This window comes from Streptomyces sp. NPDC055239, from assembly GCF_053606205.1.
The window spans coordinates 260,449-279,402 of sequence record NZ_JBSGRD010000006.1 but is presented as its reverse complement, the minus strand read 5'-3'; the positions used below and the strand labels follow the sequence as shown (position 1 = coordinate 279,402).

At 69.1% G+C, this 18,954-nt stretch carries 14 protein-coding genes; 4 read left to right on the top strand and 10 right to left on the bottom strand.

Translation table 11 applies throughout. The annotated features are described in order from the left end of the window. Positions 1-70 precede the first annotated feature (70 nt). Together ACWFRJ_RS21620 and ACWFRJ_RS21615 are read left to right on the top strand one after the other, a co-directional pair. A complete protein-coding gene (locus ACWFRJ_RS21620) occupies positions 71-1,753 on the top strand; it encodes a sodium:solute symporter family protein (RefSeq protein WP_453533079.1) in 1,683 nt (560 codons plus the stop codon). A 24-nt stretch (positions 1,754-1,777) separates the two neighbouring features. Further along, complete coding sequence (locus ACWFRJ_RS21615; protein WP_453533076.1) at positions 1,778-2,092, top strand: hypothetical protein; 315 nt, start codon at positions 1,778-1,780, stop codon at positions 2,090-2,092. 45 nt (positions 2,093-2,137) lie between these two features. On the opposite strand, the gene ACWFRJ_RS21610 is transcribed toward ACWFRJ_RS21615, so the two are convergent. From ACWFRJ_RS21610 to rsmI, 10 genes are all read right to left on the bottom strand, one after another. Beyond that, positions 2,138-2,863, bottom strand: a complete 726-nt coding sequence (locus tag ACWFRJ_RS21610) for a helix-turn-helix transcriptional regulator (protein ID WP_453533074.1) — start codon at positions 2,861-2,863, stop codon at positions 2,138-2,140. Between the two features lie 260 nt (positions 2,864-3,123). Next, complete coding sequence (locus ACWFRJ_RS21605; RefSeq protein WP_453533071.1) at positions 3,124-5,031, bottom strand: outer membrane protein assembly factor BamB family protein; 1,908 nt, start codon at positions 5,029-5,031, stop codon at positions 3,124-3,126. A 70-nt stretch (positions 5,032-5,101) separates the two neighbouring features. Next, the gene (locus ACWFRJ_RS21600) at positions 5,102-6,985 is read right to left on the bottom strand and encodes an outer membrane protein assembly factor BamB family protein (protein WP_453533068.1); all 1,884 of its coding nucleotides are present in this window, start codon (positions 6,983-6,985) and stop codon (positions 5,102-5,104) included. A 145-nt stretch (positions 6,986-7,130) separates the two neighbouring features. Continuing rightward, on the bottom strand, positions 7,131-8,969 hold the full coding sequence (locus ACWFRJ_RS21595; RefSeq protein WP_453533065.1) for an ABC-F family ATP-binding cassette domain-containing protein: 1,839 nt from the start codon (positions 8,967-8,969) through the stop codon (positions 7,131-7,133). 78 nt (positions 8,970-9,047) lie between these two features. After that, positions 9,048-9,941, bottom strand: coding sequence for a 4-(cytidine 5'-diphospho)-2-C-methyl-D-erythritol kinase (locus ACWFRJ_RS21590; protein WP_453533062.1), 894 nt, complete (start codon positions 9,939-9,941; stop codon positions 9,048-9,050). Continuing rightward, positions 9,938-10,807 carry a 16S rRNA (adenine(1518)-N(6)/adenine(1519)-N(6))-dimethyltransferase RsmA gene (rsmA, locus tag ACWFRJ_RS21585; RefSeq protein WP_453533059.1) on the bottom strand — a complete coding sequence of 290 codons (870 nt, stop codon included), beginning with the start codon at positions 10,805-10,807 and terminating at the stop codon, positions 9,938-9,940. The genes ACWFRJ_RS21590 and rsmA overlap by 4 nt, the downstream gene beginning before the upstream one ends. A 367-nt stretch (positions 10,808-11,174) precedes the next feature. Beyond that, positions 11,175-12,566, bottom strand: a complete 1,392-nt coding sequence (locus ACWFRJ_RS21580; protein ID WP_453533057.1) for a ubiquitin-like domain-containing protein — start codon at positions 12,564-12,566, stop codon at positions 11,175-11,177. A gap of 152 nt (positions 12,567-12,718) precedes the next feature. Next, positions 12,719-13,609 carry a TatD family hydrolase gene (locus ACWFRJ_RS21575; RefSeq protein ID WP_453533054.1) on the bottom strand — a complete coding sequence of 297 codons (891 nt, stop codon included), beginning with the start codon at positions 13,607-13,609 and terminating at the stop codon, positions 12,719-12,721. A gap of 23 nt (positions 13,610-13,632) precedes the next feature. Further along, positions 13,633-14,085: a hypothetical protein gene (locus tag ACWFRJ_RS21570; RefSeq protein WP_453533051.1), complete on the bottom strand. Its 453-nt coding sequence runs from the start codon at positions 14,083-14,085 to the stop codon at positions 13,633-13,635. A 194-nt stretch (positions 14,086-14,279) separates the two neighbouring features. Then, positions 14,280-15,191, bottom strand: coding sequence for a 16S rRNA (cytidine(1402)-2'-O)-methyltransferase (gene rsmI, locus ACWFRJ_RS21565; protein ID WP_453533048.1), 912 nt, complete (start codon positions 15,189-15,191; stop codon positions 14,280-14,282). A gap of 63 nt (positions 15,192-15,254) precedes the next feature. Between rsmI and ACWFRJ_RS21560 the strand changes: the two genes are divergently transcribed. Continuing rightward, positions 15,255-16,994 (top strand): dolichyl-phosphate-mannose--protein mannosyltransferase, encoded by a 1,740-nt coding sequence (locus ACWFRJ_RS21560; protein ID WP_453533045.1) that lies wholly within the window; start codon positions 15,255-15,257, stop codon positions 16,992-16,994. Positions 16,995-17,159: 165 nt separating this feature from the next. Then, positions 17,160-18,785, top strand: a complete 1,626-nt coding sequence (locus tag ACWFRJ_RS21555; RefSeq protein ID WP_453533042.1) for a penicillin-binding transpeptidase domain-containing protein — start codon at positions 17,160-17,162, stop codon at positions 18,783-18,785. Positions 18,786-18,954 lie beyond the last annotated feature (169 nt).

Here is an 18,954-nt window from a genome sequence, read left to right as displayed (position 1 = left end):
AGTCTTCAGTTATTGAACCGAGAAGCGTAGGTTCCGGTCTGATCAGTTCGCGCAACGAAGCGAGTTCCCCATGCAGTCCCCCACACAGACCCTGGCCGAGGGGCTTCGGCTGCCCACCAACGGCCTCGACTACGCGATCCTCGCGATCTACTTCGCCGTCGTCCTAGGCATCGGCTTCGCCGCCCGGCGCTCCGTGAAGACCAGTCTCGACTTCTTCCTCTCGGGCCGTTCACTGCCCGCCTGGGTGACCGGCCTCGCGTTCGTCGCCGCGAACCTCGGCGCCACCGAGATCCTGGGCATGGCCGCGACCGGCGCCCAGTACGGCGTCGCGGTCGTCCACTGGTACTGGATCGGCGCCATCCCAGCGATGGTCTTCCTCGGCCTCGTGATGATGCCGTTCTACTACCGCAGCAAGGTCCGCTCGGTCCCCGAGTACCTGCTCCAGCGCTTCGACAAGTCGGCGCACCTGCTCAGCTCGGCGCTCTTCGCGTTCGCCGCGATCCTCATCGCGGGCGTGAACCTCTACGCCCTGTCGATCGTCGTCGAGGCGCTCCTCGGCTGGCCGCAGTGGGTGGCGATCGTGGTCGCCGGCTTCTTCGTCCTCGCGTACATCACGATCGGCGGGCTCTCCTCGGCGATCTACAACGAGGTCCTCCAGTTCTTCGTGATCCTGGCGGCCCTGATCCCGATCTGCGTCATCGGCCTGAAGAAGGTCGGCGGCTGGGACGGGCTCTCCGGCTCGATCGAGAAGTCGCACGGCTCGGACTTCATGAGCGCGTGGGGCGGCACCGGCATCGGTGACGCCAACCCGCTGGGCGCGAACTGGCTGACGATCATCCTCGGCCTCGGCTTCGTGCTCTCGTTCGGCTACTGGACGACCAACTTCGCCGAGGTGCAGCGCGCCCTGTCCGCGAAGAACCTCTCCGCCGCCCAGCGCACCCCGCTGATCGCCGCCTTCCCGAAGATCTTCATCGTCTTCCTGGTGATGATCCCGGGCCTGGTCGCGGCCGTACTCGTCCCGAAGATCGGCACGGCGGGCTCGGACCTGACGTACAACGACGCGATCCCCTACCTGATGCAGGAGTTGCTGCCCAACGGCGTGCTCGGCATCGCGGTGACCGGTCTGCTCGCGGCGTTCATGGCGGGCATGGCGGCGAACGTGTCGTCCTTCAACACCGTCTTCACGTACGACATCTGGGCCAAGTACGTGAAGACGGACAAGCCGGATGCCTACTACCTGAAGTTCGGCCGTTGGATCACCGCGATCGGCGTCCTGGCCTCCGTCGGAACGGCCTTCATCGCCTCGTCGTTCTCGAACATCATGGGCTACCTCCAGACGCTGTTCTCCTTCTTCAACGTCCCGATGTTCGTGGTCTTCATCATCGGCATGTTCTGGAAGCGGGCCTCGGTCAAGTCCGGTGTCTGGGGCCTGGTCGCGGGCACGACCGCCGCGATGATCAACTACTTCTACATCTACAAGCAGGGCGTCATCGACATCCCGACCGACCAGGGCGCCAACTTCGTCTCGGCGATCGTCGGCTTCGTCGCGGGCGCCGTGGTGATGGTCGTGGTCACGCTCTTCACCGCGCCCAAGCCGGAGGCCGAACTGGCCGGTCTGGTCTACGGCACGGCCTCGCCGGGCCTGGAGGAGCCGCCCGCCGAGGGCGACGACGCCTGGTACCGCAAGCCCGCGCTGCTCGGCTGGGGAGCGATCGTGCTCGCCGCGCTCTGCTACCTGCCGTACTCGCTCTAAGTCCGATCGGAGGTCTGGAAGAACATGTCTGAGCCGCACAACTCTGAGTCGCACAACTCTGAACTGCACGACGAAGTCTCCGAGCTGGAGCGCAAGTCCGCCACGGCGGCACGCCTCTTCGACATCCGGCGGATCATCGGCGGTCTGTTCGTCGTCTACGGAGTCATCGTGACGATCGCCGGAATCTCCCCGTCCGACGCCGACATGAAGAAGGCCGAGGACATCAACATCAACCTGTGGACGGGCCTGGCCATGCTGGCGCTCGGCCTCTTCTTCCTCGGCTGGCTGTGGCTGCGCCCCACGGTGCAGCCCAGCGAGGAGCCGGGAGAGGACGAGTAACACCCAGGCAACCCCTGACGGGGCCCGAGTTCACCGCGCCGGTGTTCACTGCGCCGGTGACTCGGGCCCCGTCGGCGTCTCCACGTCGTTCGCGTAGGCGGGCACGGGCCGTTCGGCGCGGTCCAGAAGCCCGGTCCGCGCGGCGAGGGCCGCGGCCTCCAGGCGGGATCCGACGCCGAGCTTCATCAGGACGCGCTGCACGTGCGTACGCGCCGTGCTGGGCGCTATGCCCATCCCGGCGGCGATCAGACGGGTGTCCTCGCCGTCCGCGACCCGCACCAGGACCTCGACCTCGCGCGGCGTCAGCATCTGAAGGAGTCGCTGCCCCTCGTCGTCGGGCTGCGCCGCCGGATTGAGCAGTTCGCTGAACGCGCCCTGGAGCAGCTGCGGGGCGACGGCCGCCTCGCCCGCCCGCGCCTTCATGATGGCGCGCTCGACGCCTTCGATGCGCTCGTCATGGCGTACGTATCCCGAAGCCCCCGCGGCGAAGGCCGCGGCGATGCCGCGCGGGCTGGGCACCGGGCCGAGCACCACCACGGCGACCTGCGGGCGCTCCCGCTTGATCTTCACCACCGGATCGAACATTCCGGCCTCGGCGGGCGTCGCCGTGCCGAGCAGGCAGACCTCGGGGGCCCTGCTGATGACCAGTTCGGCCGCCCCGGCCGCGGGCGCGGCCGCGGCGAGCACCCGGTGACCACGCAGCTTCAAGGCCGAGGCGAGCGCCTCGGCGAGCAGTCGGTGGTCGTCGACCACCATGAGTCGCACACCCATCGAGCAACCCCCCAGTTTTCCCCACGGAACCCCCACGGATCGAGGGCCCCCCGGCCCCGCACCCACTCATGCCCCGGAAGCTACACGCTTGTTCGACGTCGCGCGCCCCCTACCGGTGAGAAGCGGCGCGGAATGCCCAAATCCCGGCCATGGACGGGTGATGGGGGGCACATGCGTACGGAATAGCACACCGGAAATCCGAACGGCCCCGCTCCTTTTGAGGAACGGGGCCGTCCGCCGCGTATGCGGAGGTCACAGGGCTACTGGGCGACGAATCCCAGGGCCGTGTACTCCTTGTCGTCCTTCGAGTACGGCTTGCTGATCAGCTCTTTGCCGAGGTACAGCTTGCCGTCGCCGTAGAGCAGTTCGTTCGATTTCGGCACCATGCTGCTGATCGCACTGCCCACGGAATCGTCCGCGGGGGTCTCCAGGAGCTTGGTCTCCTTCATCGTCTTGCCGTTGAGCGAGACGACCTGGGCGCCCTTCTCGTACGTCGCGTCCTTGTACGCCAGGATGTTGCCGCCGTCCATGCGGATCGGGAACATCTCGCCGTCCTTGCCCGCGTCGGCACGGTCGCCGGTGGACTTACCGGTCTCCAGCGAGAAGGAGATGATCTCGTTCGTCTGGCTGTAGCCGTCACCGCCGCCGTCGTGCTGACGGGTCGGGACGTAGAGCTTGTCGTTGCCGACGGCGAGAGCGGTGCAGGCGTAGACGACGTTGACCTCGCAGTCGTGGTCGTACTTGCCGTCGGGCAGCGAGATCTTGGCACGGAGAGTGCCCTTGTCGTTGATCGAGAAGACGTCCGTGACGCCGCTCGCGGTGATCTCCTGGGTGTCCTGGCCGTAGACCACGGGGCGGGTCGAGATGATCTTGGCGTTGTCGATGCCCGGCGTCACCGGGTAGGTCCACTTGACCTTGCCGGTCGCGGAGTTGAGGAGCTGGATCTTCAGCTTCTCGTCGCCGTAGTCACCGCACTTCTGGACGGCGACGAGCTGCTCGCCGCCCGCGTAGCCCTGGTCCTGGCACTTGTCGCCCGGGGTGGGCTCCCAGAGGTGCTTGCCCTTGGTGATCTCGAAAGCGGCGCCGCCCGCGCTGGAACCGGCGGCGACGGTGCTGCCGCTGATGGTGAGCTCCTCGATCCGGGCGTCCGAGCTGCCCTCGTCGATGGTCTCCGTCCAGAGCTTCCTGCCGTCGGTCAGGTCGACCGCGGAGATCTGCGAGCAGGTCTTGTGGTCGCCCTTCTTGGCGCGCTTGCCGTCTTCGTAGGCGACCGCGGCGATGCCGTCCTTGGTGACCTCGCGCGAGCTCGCGCACGTCTGGCCGGCAAGGGGCAGCGTCCACTTCTCCTTGCCGTCGGTCGCGTTGTAGCCGACGATCTCGTTGACGCCCGCCTTGGCGTAGATGTCGCCGGTGAGCCAGGAGCCCTTGACGCTCCAGACGTCGTCCTTGGGCACCTCGGGCTGCGGGAGCTGCATGGAGACCGTGGCGTTGGTGCTGCTCGGCACCTTCTCCGTGCCGGGGCCGCTCGGACCCTGCTCGCCGCCGCCCTTCTCGTCCTCGCCGCCCTTGCCGCCGGTCGGGCCCGCGGAGCTGACCTCGGGGTCGTCCTTGTCGCCCGAGTTCATGGCGTAGACGACGCCGACGCCGACGATCACGGCGATCGCGACGACCGCCGCGACGATGATCTTCATCTGGCCGCTGAACTTCGAGCCGCCCGAACCGCCGGGCGCTGCCTGCGGTGCCATCGGCATGGTGCCGGGCTGCTGCTGGTAGGCGCCGTAGGGCGGCTGCTGGCCGTAGGGGGCCTGCTGGCCGTACGGCTGGGTCGGCTGGTTGTACGGAGCCTGCTGGCCGTACTGCTGAGCCGGCGGCTGACCCGGGTAGCCGTAGCCCTGGGGCTGGCCGGGGGCCTGGGGGGCCTGCGGTGCCTGGGGGTAGCCGTAGTTGGGCTGGCCCTGCGGCGGCGGAGGCGGCGTCTGCGGCGGCGGCGGGGTCTGCGGGTAGCCGTACGACGGGTTCGGATTCGGGTTCGGGTTCGGCTCGGGAGCCTTGCCGAAGCCCTGCGGCGGCGGGTCCTGAGGCGCGCCGAAACCGCCGGGCGGGGGGTCCTGGGGAGCGCCGAACCCGCCCTGCGGGGGCTCGTTGGGCGGCTGAGGCGGCTGGGTCATGACGTCGATTCCTTGGGGACGAGAAGAGATGAACTAGCGGCGAAGAGGGCGACTTGCCCGACGGGAAAGATCACTTGCCGTAGGCCAGCATCAGCTTCTCCTGGCCCTTCGAGCTGCCCGAGAGCCGCGTGGTGGAGATGTAGAAGCGACCGTCCACGTAGTCGACCGCCTTCGAGTAGAAGCCGTCCTCGATCTCCGAGGTCCCCGAGGGGTTCTTCAGGAGCGTCTTCGGCTTGTGCGAGCCCGAGATCGGGATCGACACGATCTGACCACCGGCGTCGTACGACGGCTGGACGTATCCGATGACCGCGTCGCCGTCGACCTTGATCGGCAGCATCGATTCCTCAAGCGGCGACTTGACGCGCCAGGCTTCCTTGCCGGTGGCGAGGCTGATCGCCACGACCTCGTTGGCGCCGGACGTCGCCTCGGTCGGCAGGTAGAGGTTCTTGTCGTCGGTCGTGGCGCCCAGGCAGCCCTGCAGACTGCCGCCGAGGAAGGACGAACCGTCACACTCGGGCGCGAACTTCTCCTCGACGGCGACCTCGGAGCGGGTCGCGCTGCTGTTGGGCTTCAGCGTGGTGATGTTCCACTTCTTCTTGTCCTCATTGGTGAGGTACACGATCGTGGGACTCTCGGAGTAGATCCGCCCGATCCGCCAGCCCTTGGGGAACTCCTTCGTCCACACGGCCTTGCCGGTCTTCGGGTCGATCTGCTGCAGCTCGTCGTGCTCGGTGGGCGAGCTCGCCCCGCACGAGTAGGCCACGAGCATCTTCTTGCCACCGGCGAAGCCGCTGGGGAAGCAGGTGCCCGGGTCCTTCTTGTCGGCGACGAAGAGCTGCTTGCCGTCGCTGATGCGCAGCGCCGTGCCGGACTGGGAGCGGCCGACCATCACCGTGTCGCCGGTGATGGAGAGGTCGATGCTGAGGGACATGTCGAAGAGCCCCTCCTCCTTGACCGGCTTCAACCAGCCCTTGTCACCCGTCTTCAGGTCGACGATCTGGATCTGGCTGCACTTGGAGTCGTCCTTCTGCCCGTCCTTGAACGCGACGACGATCTTGTTGTCGTCCGTCGCCTGCGGGGTCGTGCCACAGATCTTCTGCGGGAACTTGATCGTCGGCCAGGCGGTCTTGCCCGTGTTGACGTCGTAGGCGGAGATCTCCTTGTACGCGGCCTTGGCGGCAATGTCGTCCTTGATCCACATGCCCTTGGCGTCGGCGCCGGAACCGGGCACCTTGGGCGCTTCCTTGTAGAAGAGCACCTTCGACTCGCCGGGCTGACGGCCCGCGTTGAGGTCGTCCCGCTCTCCCTGGCCGTCGCCGTCGCCGTCGCCCGGGTTGGCAGGGGCGGAGCTGTTCTTCGGGTCGTTGGTCCCGTTGGCCAGGGGCTTCTTCTTGCTGGGGTCGTCGTCGTTGCCGCCGACGACCGCCCAGGCGACGCCGCCGATGACGAGCGCACCGGCCGCCACGGCCGCCACGATCAGGCCGGGCTTGCCCTTGAACGGGTTCTTGCCGCCACCGCCGGGCGGGGTGCCGGGCATGCCGGGGCCGCCGGGGTACTGCTGCTGCGGGTAGCCGTACTGCGGCTGGGCGCCGTAGGGACCAGGCTGGCCCGGCTGCGTGGGCTGGCCGTAGGGACCGGGCTGACCGGGCTGCGTGGGCTGGTTGTACGGTCCGGGCTGACCGGGCTGCGTGGGCTGGCCGTACGGTCCGGGCTGCTGCGGGTATCCGTAACTCGGCTGCGGCGCGGGCGGAGTCTGCGGGTAGCCGTAACCGGGCTGGGTCGCGGGCGGTGCCTGCGGGGCGCCGGACGGCGGAGTCTGCGGGGCCGACGGGCCCTGCGGCGGCTGGGCAGGCATCTGCGGCGGCTGGCCCGGTGGCTGCGGCGCGGGTGGCTGATTCGGATCCTGCGGTGCTCCGAAGCCGCCGGACGGCGGCTGGTTGGGCGGCTGAGTCATCAGCGCTTCCCCCTTCACTGATTTTCGGCACGCCAAGCGGTGCTCAGGCGGACCTTTCTATCACCCTGGCCCCTTAGCACAACTGGCCGGTCCATCCCCTGTTCCCAAGGGAGGACCGGCCTGTGATACGTCTGTTACGAGACCTCTACGCGCTCTCCGCAAGCTCCAGCCAGCGCATTTCCAACTCGTCGCGCTCGCTGACGAGTTCGCGCAACTCGGCGTCCAATTTGGCCACCTTTCCGAAGTCGGTGGCGTTATCGGCGATTTGGGCGTGCAGCCACGTTTCCTTCGTGGACATCTTGTCCAGCTGCCGCTCGATCTTCTGGAGTTCCTTCTTCGCGGCGCGGGCGTCGGCGGAGGAGACCGCCTTCTGCGCGGCGGCCGGTGCGGCGGACCCGGCGGATGCGAGGGACGGGTCGGCGAGGGGGGCCGCCGGAGTGCCGGCCGCCGCCATCCGCTTGCGCCGCTCCAGGTACTCGTCGATGCCGCGCGGCAGCATCCGCATCGTGGCGTCGCCGAGCAGCGCGAACACCTTGTCGGTGGTGCGCTCCAGGAAGAACCGGTCGTGGGAGATCACGACCATCGACCCGGGCCAGCTGTCGAGAACGTCCTCCAACTGCGTCAACGTCTCAATATCAAGATCGTTCGTCGGCTCGTCGAGGAAGAGGACGTTCGGCTCGTCCATGAGGAGCCGAAGAAGCTGGAGCCGCCGCCGCTCACCACCGGACAGATCGCCGACGGGCGTCCACTGCTTCTCCTTGTTGAACCCGAACGTCTCGCAGAGCTGCCCCGCGGTCATCTCCCGGCCCTTGCCGAGGTCGACCCGCTCGCGCACCTGCTGCACGGCCTGCAACACCCGCAGCGTCGGGGGAAGTTCGGTCACTTCCTGCGAGAGGTAGGCCAGCTTCACGGTCTTGCCGACGGCCACCCGCCCGGCCTCGGGCTGTACGTCGCCGTCGGAGCGCTGCGCCTCGGCCATCGCCCGCAGCAGCGAGGTCTTGCCGGCGCCGTTGACTCCCACCAGACCGATGCGGTCGCCGGGACCGAGCTGCCAGGTCAGGTGCTTGAGCAGCACCTTGGGCCCGGCCTGGACGGTCACGTCCTCCAGATCGAAGACGGTCTTGCCGAGCCGGGTCGTCGCGAACTTCATCAGCTCGCTGCTGTCCCGGGGCGGCGGCACATCGGCGATGAGTTCGTTCGCGGCCTCGATGCGGTAGCGCGGCTTGCTGGTGCGGGCGGGGGCTCCGCGCCGCAGCCAGGCGAGCTCCTTGCGCATCAGGTTCTTGCGCTTGGTCTCCTCGGTGGCCGCGATGCGCTCACGCTCGGCACGGGCGAAGACGTAGTCGGAGTAACCGCCTTCGTACTCGAAAACAGACCCGCTCTGTACGTCCCACATGCGCGTGCACACCTGGTCGAGGAACCAGCGGTCGTGCGTGACGCAGACGAGCGCCGAGCGCCGCGTCCGCAGGTGCTCGGCGAGCCAGGCGATGCCCTCGACGTCGAGATGGTTGGTGGGCTCGTCGAGCACGATCAGGTCGGGCTCGCCGATGAGCAGCTTGGCGAGCGCGATACGCCGCCGCTCGCCACCGGAGAGCGGCGCGATGACGGTGTCGAGCCCTTGCGGAAACCCAGGCATGTCAAGCCCACCGAAGAGACCAGTGAGCACATCCCGGATCTTGGCGTTGCCGGCCCACTCATGGTCGGCGAGGTCTCCGATGACCTCGTGCCGGACGGTGGCCTCGGGGTCGAGGGAGTCGTGCTGGGTCAGCACGGCGAGCTGAAGCCCGCCGTTGTGCGTGACCCGCCCGGAGTCGGCCTCCTCCAGCTTGGCGAGCATCCGGATGAGGGTCGTCTTGCCGTCTCCGTTGCGCCCCACGACGCCGATCCGGTCCCCCTCGGACACGCCGAGGGAGACACCGTCGAGCAGGGCACGTGTGCCGTACACCTTGCTGACTGCCTCGACATTGACCAGGTTGACGGCCATTAACGCTCCAGGGAAGGGGATCGATCGAACTCCAGCGTAGTCGCCCGCCCGGGACGACCCTCGCCCGCTCCGGTGTACCTACAGCACCGCGGCGCCCGGCGCGGGTGAGTCCGCGACCCGGGCCGTGCGGCAGGTGCCGGAGGCCGCGAGGGCTTCGGCGATCCCCCGGGCGGATTCGGCGTCCGCTGCCAGGAACGCCGTCGTCGGCCCGGAGCCGGAGACGAGCGCGGCCAGGGCGCCCGCGCCGGTGCCCGCGGCGAGGGTGTCGGCGAGCGAGGGGAACAGGGAGAGAGCCGCGGCCTGAAGATCATTGGTGACGGCACCGGCGAGCGCCTCGACGTCTCCCTTGCGCAGGGCGTCGAGCAACCCGGCCGACGCCTTCGGAGCCGGGGCGTCCGGGGTCAGCCGGTCGAACTCGCGATAGACAGCGGGCGTGGAGAGCCCGCCGTCGGCCACGGCGAACACCCAATGAAAGTCCCCACCGACTTCAAGGACCTCCAGCTTCTCCCCCCGCCCCGTGCCGAGGGCCGCGCCGCCCACCAGACTGAACGGCACGTCACTGCCCAACTCGGCGCAAATATCAAGGAGTTCACCCCTCGACGCCTCGGTCCCCCACAGCGCGTCGCACGCCACGAGGGCGCCCGCGCCGTCGGCGCTGCCGCCTGCCATGCCGCCCGCGACGGGGATGTCCTTGGCGATGTGGATGTGCACGTCGGCCGTACGTCCATGGCGCGCGGCGAGCAGCTCCGCCGCCTTGGCCGCCAAGTTCGTACGATCGAGAGGCACTTGATCGGCATCGGGCCCCGAGCAGGTCACCCGCAGCTGATCAGCAGCCGTCACGGTGACTTCGTCGTAGAGCCCGACGGCGAGAAAGACATTGGCAAGGTCATGGAACCCGTCAGCACGCGCGGCACCCACAGCGAGCTGAACATTGACCTTGGCGGGAACCCGTACGGTCACGCTCTGGCTCACGCGCCCGCTCCCTTGTGCTCGGCGATCCGCGCGAACTCCTCCACCGTCAGCGCCTCGCCCCGCGCCTGCGGCGAGACTCCGGCGGCGACGAGCGCCGCCTCCGCGGCTGCCGCGGAGCCCGCCCATCCGGCGAGGGCGGCCCGCAGGGTCTTGCGGCGCTGGGCGAAGGCCGCGTCGACGACGGCGAAGACTTCCTTCTTCGACGCGGTGGTCTTGACCGGCTCGGCCCGCCGGACCAGCGAGACGAGGCCCGAGTCGACGTTCGGCGCGGGCCAGAAGACGTTGCGCCCGATGGATCCGGCGCGCTTCACGTCGGCGTACCAGTTCGCCTTCACGGACGGCACGCCGTACACCTTCGAGCCCGGATCGGCGGCGAGGCGGTCGGCGACCTCGGCCTGCACCATCACGAGCGTGCGCTCGATGCTGGGAAAGGTGTCGAGCATGTGCAGCAGGACCGGCACGGCGACGTTGTACGGGAGGTTGGCGACCAGTGCGGTCGGGGCGGGGCCCGGCAGCTCTCGTACGAGCATGGCGTCGCTGTGCACGAGCGCGAAGGAGTCGGCCTTCGCCGGGAGCCTTGCCTCGATGGTCGCCGGGAGCGCCGCGGCGAGCGTGTCGTCGATCTCGACCGCGATGACGCTGTCCGCGGTGTCGAGCAGCGCGAGGGTCAGCGAGCCGAGCCCCGGCCCGACCTCGACGACCACGTCCTTGGGCCCGACCTCCGCGGTGCGGACGATGCGGCGGACGGTGTTGGCGTCGATGACGAAATTCTGGCCCCGCTGCTTGGTCGGGCGTACGCCCAAGGCAGCGGCCAGTTCTCGGATGTCGGCGGCGCCCAGCAGGGCCCCGGGCTCACTGTTACTCACGCCCCCAGGTTACGTGCCCTGGCCCCTGGGCCTGGACCGTCACCGATCCCCCCGCACCTTCCTGAACGAACAGCCCTCCCCACCCACCCGCCCGATCACCCGCATCTCCCCCCGAACGAACAAGCTCTCCCGCCCACCCGCCCGATTGCCCCGCACCCACCCCTGGACGGACAAACAGAGGGCGAGAAGCCACCCCCCACCCGCAGTCGGCATCGAGACGTGAGGGGACGTGTCGGGATTTCCGCCCGGAGCACGGTACTCAGCACTCCCCCGCCGAAGCGAAAAGGCGCCCACCAGCGGATGGCGAGGACGGACATCCCGGCGCGGCCCCGCCCCACAACCGAACCCGCACCGCAGGACCAGCCCCCTACAGCCGCCCCCCACAATGGGGCCAAGGACTGGCCCCCCGATGCACATACAGCTTCTTCGCCCGGAACGTCTGTTCCTCCCCGGAAGCGTCCTGCGGGCGGCCCGACCCGCCGAGCCCCTGCCACGTCCGCGTATCGAACTGGTACAGCCCCCCGTACGTCCCAGAAGCGTCCACCGCGTTAGGACGACCCCCCGACTCGCAGTGCGCGAGCGACCCCCAGTTCAGCCCCTCCGCCCCTTCCACCGAACTGGGCCGCTGCTTCGTGCCCACCTTCACGATCTGCGTCTGCGGCTCACGCACGACCTCCGCCCGCACCCGCCGCGGCTTCTGCTTGACGCCGTTGACCGTCCGCAGCGCGTACGTGACCCGCCGGGTCCCCTGGTGACCCTGCCGCTCCACGACCTCCGTACCGGTGAAGAGCTCCGGATCGTGCGTACGCCGCACGTCGAACGGAATCGCCTCGTCCCGCACCTCCTTGTGCCCGGAGATCCGCATGACGGTGACCGTCTGCCCGTCGCGCGGAAAGCTGTCGGGCGGGACGGAGGTCGTGTCCTGGCCGTTCAGGGTGAGCCCCGACTCCTGGACCGCTTCCCCCACCGTCGCCGCGTTCGTACGGATGGTCCGCTCACGCCCGTCCGCCATGATCGTCACGGTGCGCTCGGTCCGTACGTCCAGATCGAGGCCGCCCCGCTCGATCCGCCTGCTCCGCGAGGCCGACAGATAGGCGCCCTCGGCCCGCACCCCGAGCTGGCGCAGCGCGCCGTCCACCGTGTGCGCCGTCGTCCACACCTCGCGCCGCTGGCCGTCGAGGGTGAGCTTGACCGGCCGCCCGTAGCGGACGGCGATCTCGTCGCCGCTGGCCAGGGCGGTGTTCGCGGTCGGCGCCACGATGTCGTGCGTGCCGAAGTCCACGCCTTCGTCCTCGAGCAGCTCACCCACGTCGTCCGCGAAGGTGTGCAGGGTCCGCGTCTCGCCGTCGACGCTCAGCTCCACGGCCTTGTCGTTGGCGACGAAGGCAGAGGTGCCGCCCGCGAGAAAGGCGACGACCAGCGCCTGCGGCAAGAGCCGCCGCAGCGCGTCGGGCCGCTCCGACGAAGCCTTCGTCCGCGGACTCGACCGCCCGTCCGCCCGCGGCTTCGTCTTCTTCCGCCGAGCGGCCCGCCGCGCCTCGGCCCGCCCGCCGTCGGGAGCGGACCCGGTGGCCTGCCGGGGAAAGTGATCCCCCGGCCCCAGCTCAGGCCCCAACTCAGGCCCCAGCTCAGGTCCCAGCTCAGGCTCAAACTCAGCCCCCAGCTCAGGCTCAAACTCGAGCTCAGGACCAAGCGCAAACTCCGGCTCATAGGCCGTCCCGCCCCCATAAGACGTCTCGTACTGCGGCGCATGACTCACGACGACGCTCCAGCGTTCTCGTTCTGGTCCGGATCGGGCGAGGCGGACCAGAACCTAGCGGAGCAACCGTCACTCTCCAAAGCAGCGCGGCTACGCAGTGTCGCGACGGCACCCGCAAACAACGGGTTCGGGAGGGTTTCGGGCGTTATTCGTCAGTAATCAAACGCGCGCGCCGTATTGCCCGAGATCGCCTCGGCCATGGCGTCCTCGTCGATACCGCGCACCTCGGCCATGGCCCGCAATGTGACCGGAATGAGATACGGAGCGTTAGGCCGTCCGCGGTAGGGAGCGGGCGTGAGGAAGGGCGCGTCGGTCTCCACGAGCACGAGTTCGAGCGGGGCGACGGCCAGCGCGTCCCGCAGACCCTGCGCGTTCTTGAAGGTCATGTTGCCCGCGAAGGACATGAAGTACCCGTTCTCCGCGCACACTTGGGCCATCGCCGCGTCGCCCGAGTAGCAGTGGAAGACGGTCCGCTCCGGAGCCCCCTCCTCCTTCAGGACCCGCAGCACGTCCTCGTGCGCCTCGCGATCGTGGATGACCAGGGCCTTGCCGTGCCGCTTGGCGATCTCGATGTGGGCGCGGAAGGACCGCTCCTGGGCGGCCTTGCCCTCGGGCCCGGTGCGGAAGTAGTCGAGCCCGGTCTCGCCGACGCCCTTGACCTGCGGCAGCGCGGCGAGCACGTCGATCTCGGCGAGCGCGGCGTCGAGCGCCCCCTCGCCGCCCGCCTCGCGCGCGCCCTGCCGGGACCAGCCGTCGGGGTCGCCGAGCACGATGCGCGGCGCCTCGTTGGGGTGCAGGGCGACGGTGGCGTGCACGCTCTCGTGCGCGGCGGCCGTCTCAGCCGCCCAGCGCGAACCCGCGACGTCGCAGCCCACCTGCACGACCGTCGTCACGCCGACCGCCGCGGCCTTGGCGAGCCCCTCGTCCACCGTCCCCGACTGCATGTCGAGGTGGGTGTGGGAGTCGGCGACCGCCACCCGAAGGGGTTCGGGCAGCGGCGGCGCGGCGTTCTTGGCGTCGGCGTCTTTGGAAGAGGAAGGCATGCCCCGATCCTACGAAGGGGACGTCAGCTCGCCTTGCGGTGGTGGAAGGGATGCAGCAGCGCCGACAGATGCCAGTGGTGCTGCTTGGGCTCACGGGGTTCGGCAGCCTCGTTCCCGCCCCCGCCCCCGCCCCCGGAGGCTTCCGCCGTCCCGCGCGGCCCGTGATGCCGCTGCATCAGATTGAGCACCGACGACACCTGCCCGGCCCGCATGATCCGTACGACATGTCCGTCGCAGTTCGAACACGTCGGCCGGGTCAGGGGCGACGGCACATGAAGGCCGTCCGCCACGTACATCACGAATTCCTTGCCCTTGGCGTCGACGTGATGCTCGATCTCGTAAGACTGTTCCCAGCCGTGCCCGCAGCGCATACAGGCGAAGGCGTACGACTCGTGAACGTTGGTTGTCGCAGGTGCCGCGGGTATCGCGTTGGACGCCGTGGTGTGGTGGTGACCGGTGTCGGCGATCTCACTCATGCCAGCTCCTCTTGTCCGCTGGACAAGCGCTTCCGGAACGGGGATTTCCTCCCGGCCGGAAGCGTGGGGACGGGTGCGTCCCTTTGACCAGTGGACGCCTTTCCCGGAGCGAGCGCATCAGACCTGTCGACAGTTGAAGCCGATTTGGCCTTTCCATAGCCTTCAGGCTCGGTGCACGGCCCACGCTTTGCCTTTTACGACACTCCTTTGCTGTCCGATGGGGCGGCCTGAGCCGCATTCTTTGCCGCTACGACCGCATCGAACACCTCGCGTTTGGGTAGCCCCGCGTCGGCTGCGACGGCCGCGATCGCCTCCTTGCGCCGCTCCCCCGCCTCCTCGCGCACCCGCACCCTGCGCACCAGCTCGTCAGGGCCCAGTTCACCCGGGTTCTTCTCCGGTGCGCCCTCGACGACGACGGTGATCTCCCCGCGTACGCCGTCGGCAGCCCACTCGGCGAGCTCCTTCAGCGAACCGCGCTTGACCTCTTCGTACGTCTTGGTCAGCTCGCGGCAGACGGCCGCCCTGCGCTCTTCGCCGAACGCCTCCGTCATCGCGACGAGGGTGTCGTCGATACGGTGCGGTGCCTCGAAGTAGACGAGAGTGCGACGGTCATCGGCCACCTCGCGCAGCCGCGAGAGCCGTTCGCCGGCCTTGCGCGGCAGGAACCCCTCGAAGCAGAAGCGGTCCACCGGGAGCCCCGAGAGCGCGAGCGCGGTAAGCACGGCTGAGGGGCCCGGTACGGCGGTGACCCGGATGTCCTTCTCCACGGCGGCGGCGACGAGCCGGTACCCGGGGTCGGACACCGACGGCATCCCGGCGTCCGTCACGAGCAGCACCCGCGCGCCGCCCACCAGCGCCTCGACGAGATCGGGCGTGCGCGCGCTCTCGTTGCCCTCGAAGTACGAGACGACCCGCCCGCCCACCTGCACGCCGAGTGCCTGGGTGAGCCTGCGCAGCCGCCTGGTGTCCTCGGCGGCCACGACATCGGCCGACTCCAGCTCGGCGGCGAGCCGCGGCGGAGCGTCCGCGACATCACCGATCGGCGTGCCCGCGAGAACGAGGGTTCCGGGGGACGGGTTTCCGGGGGAATCAGTGCTTCCTGTCACCCATCCATCCTCGCAGGGGCCAGGGGGCGGGACTCACACAGTCGCGTTCCCTACGATGGCGCGGTGACCAGTACCGCGTCTTCCCCGGACACCCGCCAGGGCCAGGCAGCCGAGGAGCAGCAGCCGTCGTGGCAGCACAGGCTGCGCCGCTTCGGATATGTGGCGCGGCCCACGGCCGGTGTCCGGGCCCGGCTCGTGCCTCCGTACACCGAACCGAGCCCGCGGCTGTGGGCGTCGATCGGGATGCCGAAGCAGAACGCCGATCAACTGGCCCGGTGGTCAGGATGGATCGGTCCGCTGCTGATCACGTTCGTCGCGGGGCTCACCCGGTTCTGGAATCTCGGCAGCCCGAAGGCCGTGATATTCGACGAGACGTATTACGCCAAGGACGCCTGGGCGCTGATCCACCGGGGCTTCGAGGTCAACTGGCCCGACAAGGTCAACGACACCGTCCTGCAGCAGGGGTCGGGCATCAAGATCCCCACGGACGCCGCGTACGTGGTGCATCCGCCGGTCGGCAAGTACGTCATCGGCATCGGCGAGTGGCTCTTCGGCTTCGACCCCTTCGGCTGGCGCTTCATGACGGCGCTGCTCGGCACCCTGTCGGTCCTGATGCTGTGCCGGATCGGGCGGCGTCTGTTCCGCTCCACGTTCCTGGGGTGCCTGGCGGGCGGTCTGCTCGCGGTGGACGGGCTGCACTTCGTGATGAGCCGCACCGCGCTGCTCGACCAGGTCCTGATGTTCTTCGTGCTCGCCGCGTTCGGCTGCTTCCTCATCGACAGGGACAAGGCGCGGGAGAAGCTCGCGGACGCTCTGCCGAGGGACGAGAGCGGAACGGTGCGCCCGGACGCGCACGTCGCCGAGACCCTGCGCCTCGGCTGGCGGCCGTGGCGCTGGGCGGCCGGGCTCTGCCTCGGGCTCGCCTTCGGGACCAAGTGGAACGGCCTGTACATCATGGTCTTCTTCTGCTTGATGACCGTCTTGTGGGACGTGGGCGGCCGCCGCGTAGCCGGTGCGGTGCGCCCCTACCGCGCGGTCCTGAAGCGGGACGTGTTCCCGGCGTTCGTCTCGACGGTGCCGGTCGCGATCGGCACGTACGTCCTGTCCTGGCTGGGCTGGATCCTCTCCCCGACGGACGGCACGGGCGGCTACTACCGCGACTGGGCCGCGACGGACGGCAAGGGCGGCTCCTTCACGCTCCTGCCGGACTGGGTGCGCAGCCTGTGGCACTACGAACACGCGGTCTACGACTTCCACGTGGGGCTCTCCTCGCCGCACACCTACCAGTCGAACCCGTGGAGCTGGATCGTCGACGGCCGCCCCGTCTCGTACTTCTACGAGTCACCGCTGCCCGGCAAGGACGGCTGCCCCTCCGGCACCGCCGGGAAGTGCGCCCGCGAGGTCCTCGCGCTCGGCACTCCGATGCTGTGGTGGGCCGGGGCGTTCGCGCTGCTCTACGTGCTGTGGCGCTGGGTGTTCCGCAGGGACTGGCGGGCGGGCGCGATCGTGTGCGGGATCGCGGCGGGTTATCTGCCGTGGTTCATGTACCAGGAGCGGACGATCTTCTTCTTCTACGCCGTCGTCTTCGTTCCGTTCCTGTGTCTGGCCGTGGCGATGATGATCGGCGCGATCCTGGGTCCGCCGGGGTCGAGCGAGCGTCGGCGGGTCGTGGGCGCGGCGGCATCGGGCGTCCTCGTACTCCTGATCATCTGGAACTTCGTCTGGTTCTGGCCGATCTATACCGGCCAGGCCATTCCCATCGATTCCTGGCGGGCCCGAATGATCCTGGACACGTGGGTCTAGCGCTCCTCGATACGTGGGCCTGGACATCTGATCCCCTGGTTGCAGTAGGCACCTTGGACACCTTCGGATAACAGCGCTCTCTCCCGTCACTTCCTCCGCTTAAGGTTCTTGGCGAGCGAACCTGCCGAATTCATTCGGGAGGACTCCTGGGGAGGGGAACGCGAGATGCACAAAGGGGTAAAGGTCACTCTGGTGGGCGGGATCTTCGCCGTCATGGTCGGGGGCGCGGGGTACGGCGCGTTCAACTTGGTGAACGGCGTGACCGGGGGCTCCGCTTCGGCGGACCCCAAGCCGGTGAAGGCGGGGCCGCCGACGAGCGGCGAGATCGGCGAGACGACGGAGAAGTTCTTCGCCGCGTGGGCGAGGGGGGACGGCGAGCAGGCCTCCCACTACACGAACAACGCGGAGGCGGCGTCGAATCTCCTGACCGGCTACCGCGAGGACGCCCACCTGACGAAGGTGAAGCTCACGCCGGGCAAGGCGACCGGCGCGACCGTGCCGTTCTCGGTCGAGGCCACCGTGTCGTACAAGGGAAAGACCAAGCCCTTCGCGTACGACTCCGAACTGACCGTCGTCCGCGGCGAGACGACCGGCCGCGCGCTCATCGACTGGGACCCCGCGGTCGTCCACCCGGACCTGAAGCAGGACGACACCCTGCGGACCGGTGAGGCCGCCGCGCCCCCCATCCAGGCCGTCGACCGGCACGGCGCGGTCCTGGACAAGAAGGACCACCCGACGCTCGGCCCGGTCCTGGACCAACTGCGCGCGAAGTACGGCGAAGAGGCGGGCGGCACCCCCGGCGTCGAGCTCTACGTCCAGCACGCGGACGAGGACGCGGGTACGGAGACGCTCCTCACGCTCGCCAAGGGCAAGGCGGGCACGTTGAAGACGACGCTGAGCGCGACCGCGCAGCGAGCCGCGGAGAAGGCGGTGGCGCAGCACCCGGAGTCCTCCGTGGTCGCCGTGCAGCCGAGCTCCGGCGAGGTGCTCGCGGTCGCCAACAACCGCAAGGACGAGTTCGACGCGGCCCTCCAGGGCAAGCAGGCTCCCGGCTCGACGATGAAGATCGTCTCGGCGGCGATGCTCATCGACAAGGGCGTGACCAAGGCGAGCGGCCCCGCGCCCTGCCCGAACACCGCCGTCTGGCAGAGCCACCAGATCAACAACTTGAAGGGCCTCGCCCCCGACGAGAACGCGACCCTGTCGGACAGCTTCGCGCGGTCCTGCAACACGGCGTTCGTGAAGCTGGTCGACGAGGACGGCATCACGGACGAGTCGCTCACCGAGGAGGCGCAGAACCGGTTCGGCCTCGGCCTCGACTGGAAGGTGGGCGTCACCACGAGCGACGGCTCGGTGCCTGCGTCCGGCGGTCCTGACCGCGCGTCGAACATGATCGGCCAGGGCAAGGTGCAGCTGAACCCGCTCAACCTGGCGTCCGTGACGGCGACCGCGATGACGGGGGACTTCCGGCAGCCGGTCATCGTCGCCCAGAGCCTGGACGACCGTGAGCTGGCGCAGGCCGACGGCCTGCCCGCGTCCACCGTCCAGCAGCTGCGGCAGATGATGAACCGTACGGCGGTCAGCGGCACCGGCGCCGGAGCCATGGCCGGGCTCAGCGGCAGCATCGGCGCGAAGACCGGCTCCGCGGACGTCGACGGCCAGGAGGCGCCCAACAGCTGGTTCACCGGTTACCGAGGGGATGTGGCAGCCGCCGCGGTGGCCCAGGAGGGCGGCCACGGCGGGGACACGGCGGGTCCTATCGTGGCGGCGGTGCTTGCCGCAGGCAGTTGAGACATGTGGTCGGGGGTTTCATCAAAGCCCCCTAGTGTGGGGCCTTCCAGTGCAGAGCTTGGGGGCTCTGGGATCTGGGATCCGGGATCTGCGGAGGATCAGTGGGCAAGCGTGGGCGCGCCAGCGAGCGCAAGGGCATCAAGAACATCACGGGCACGGCGGGCGCTTC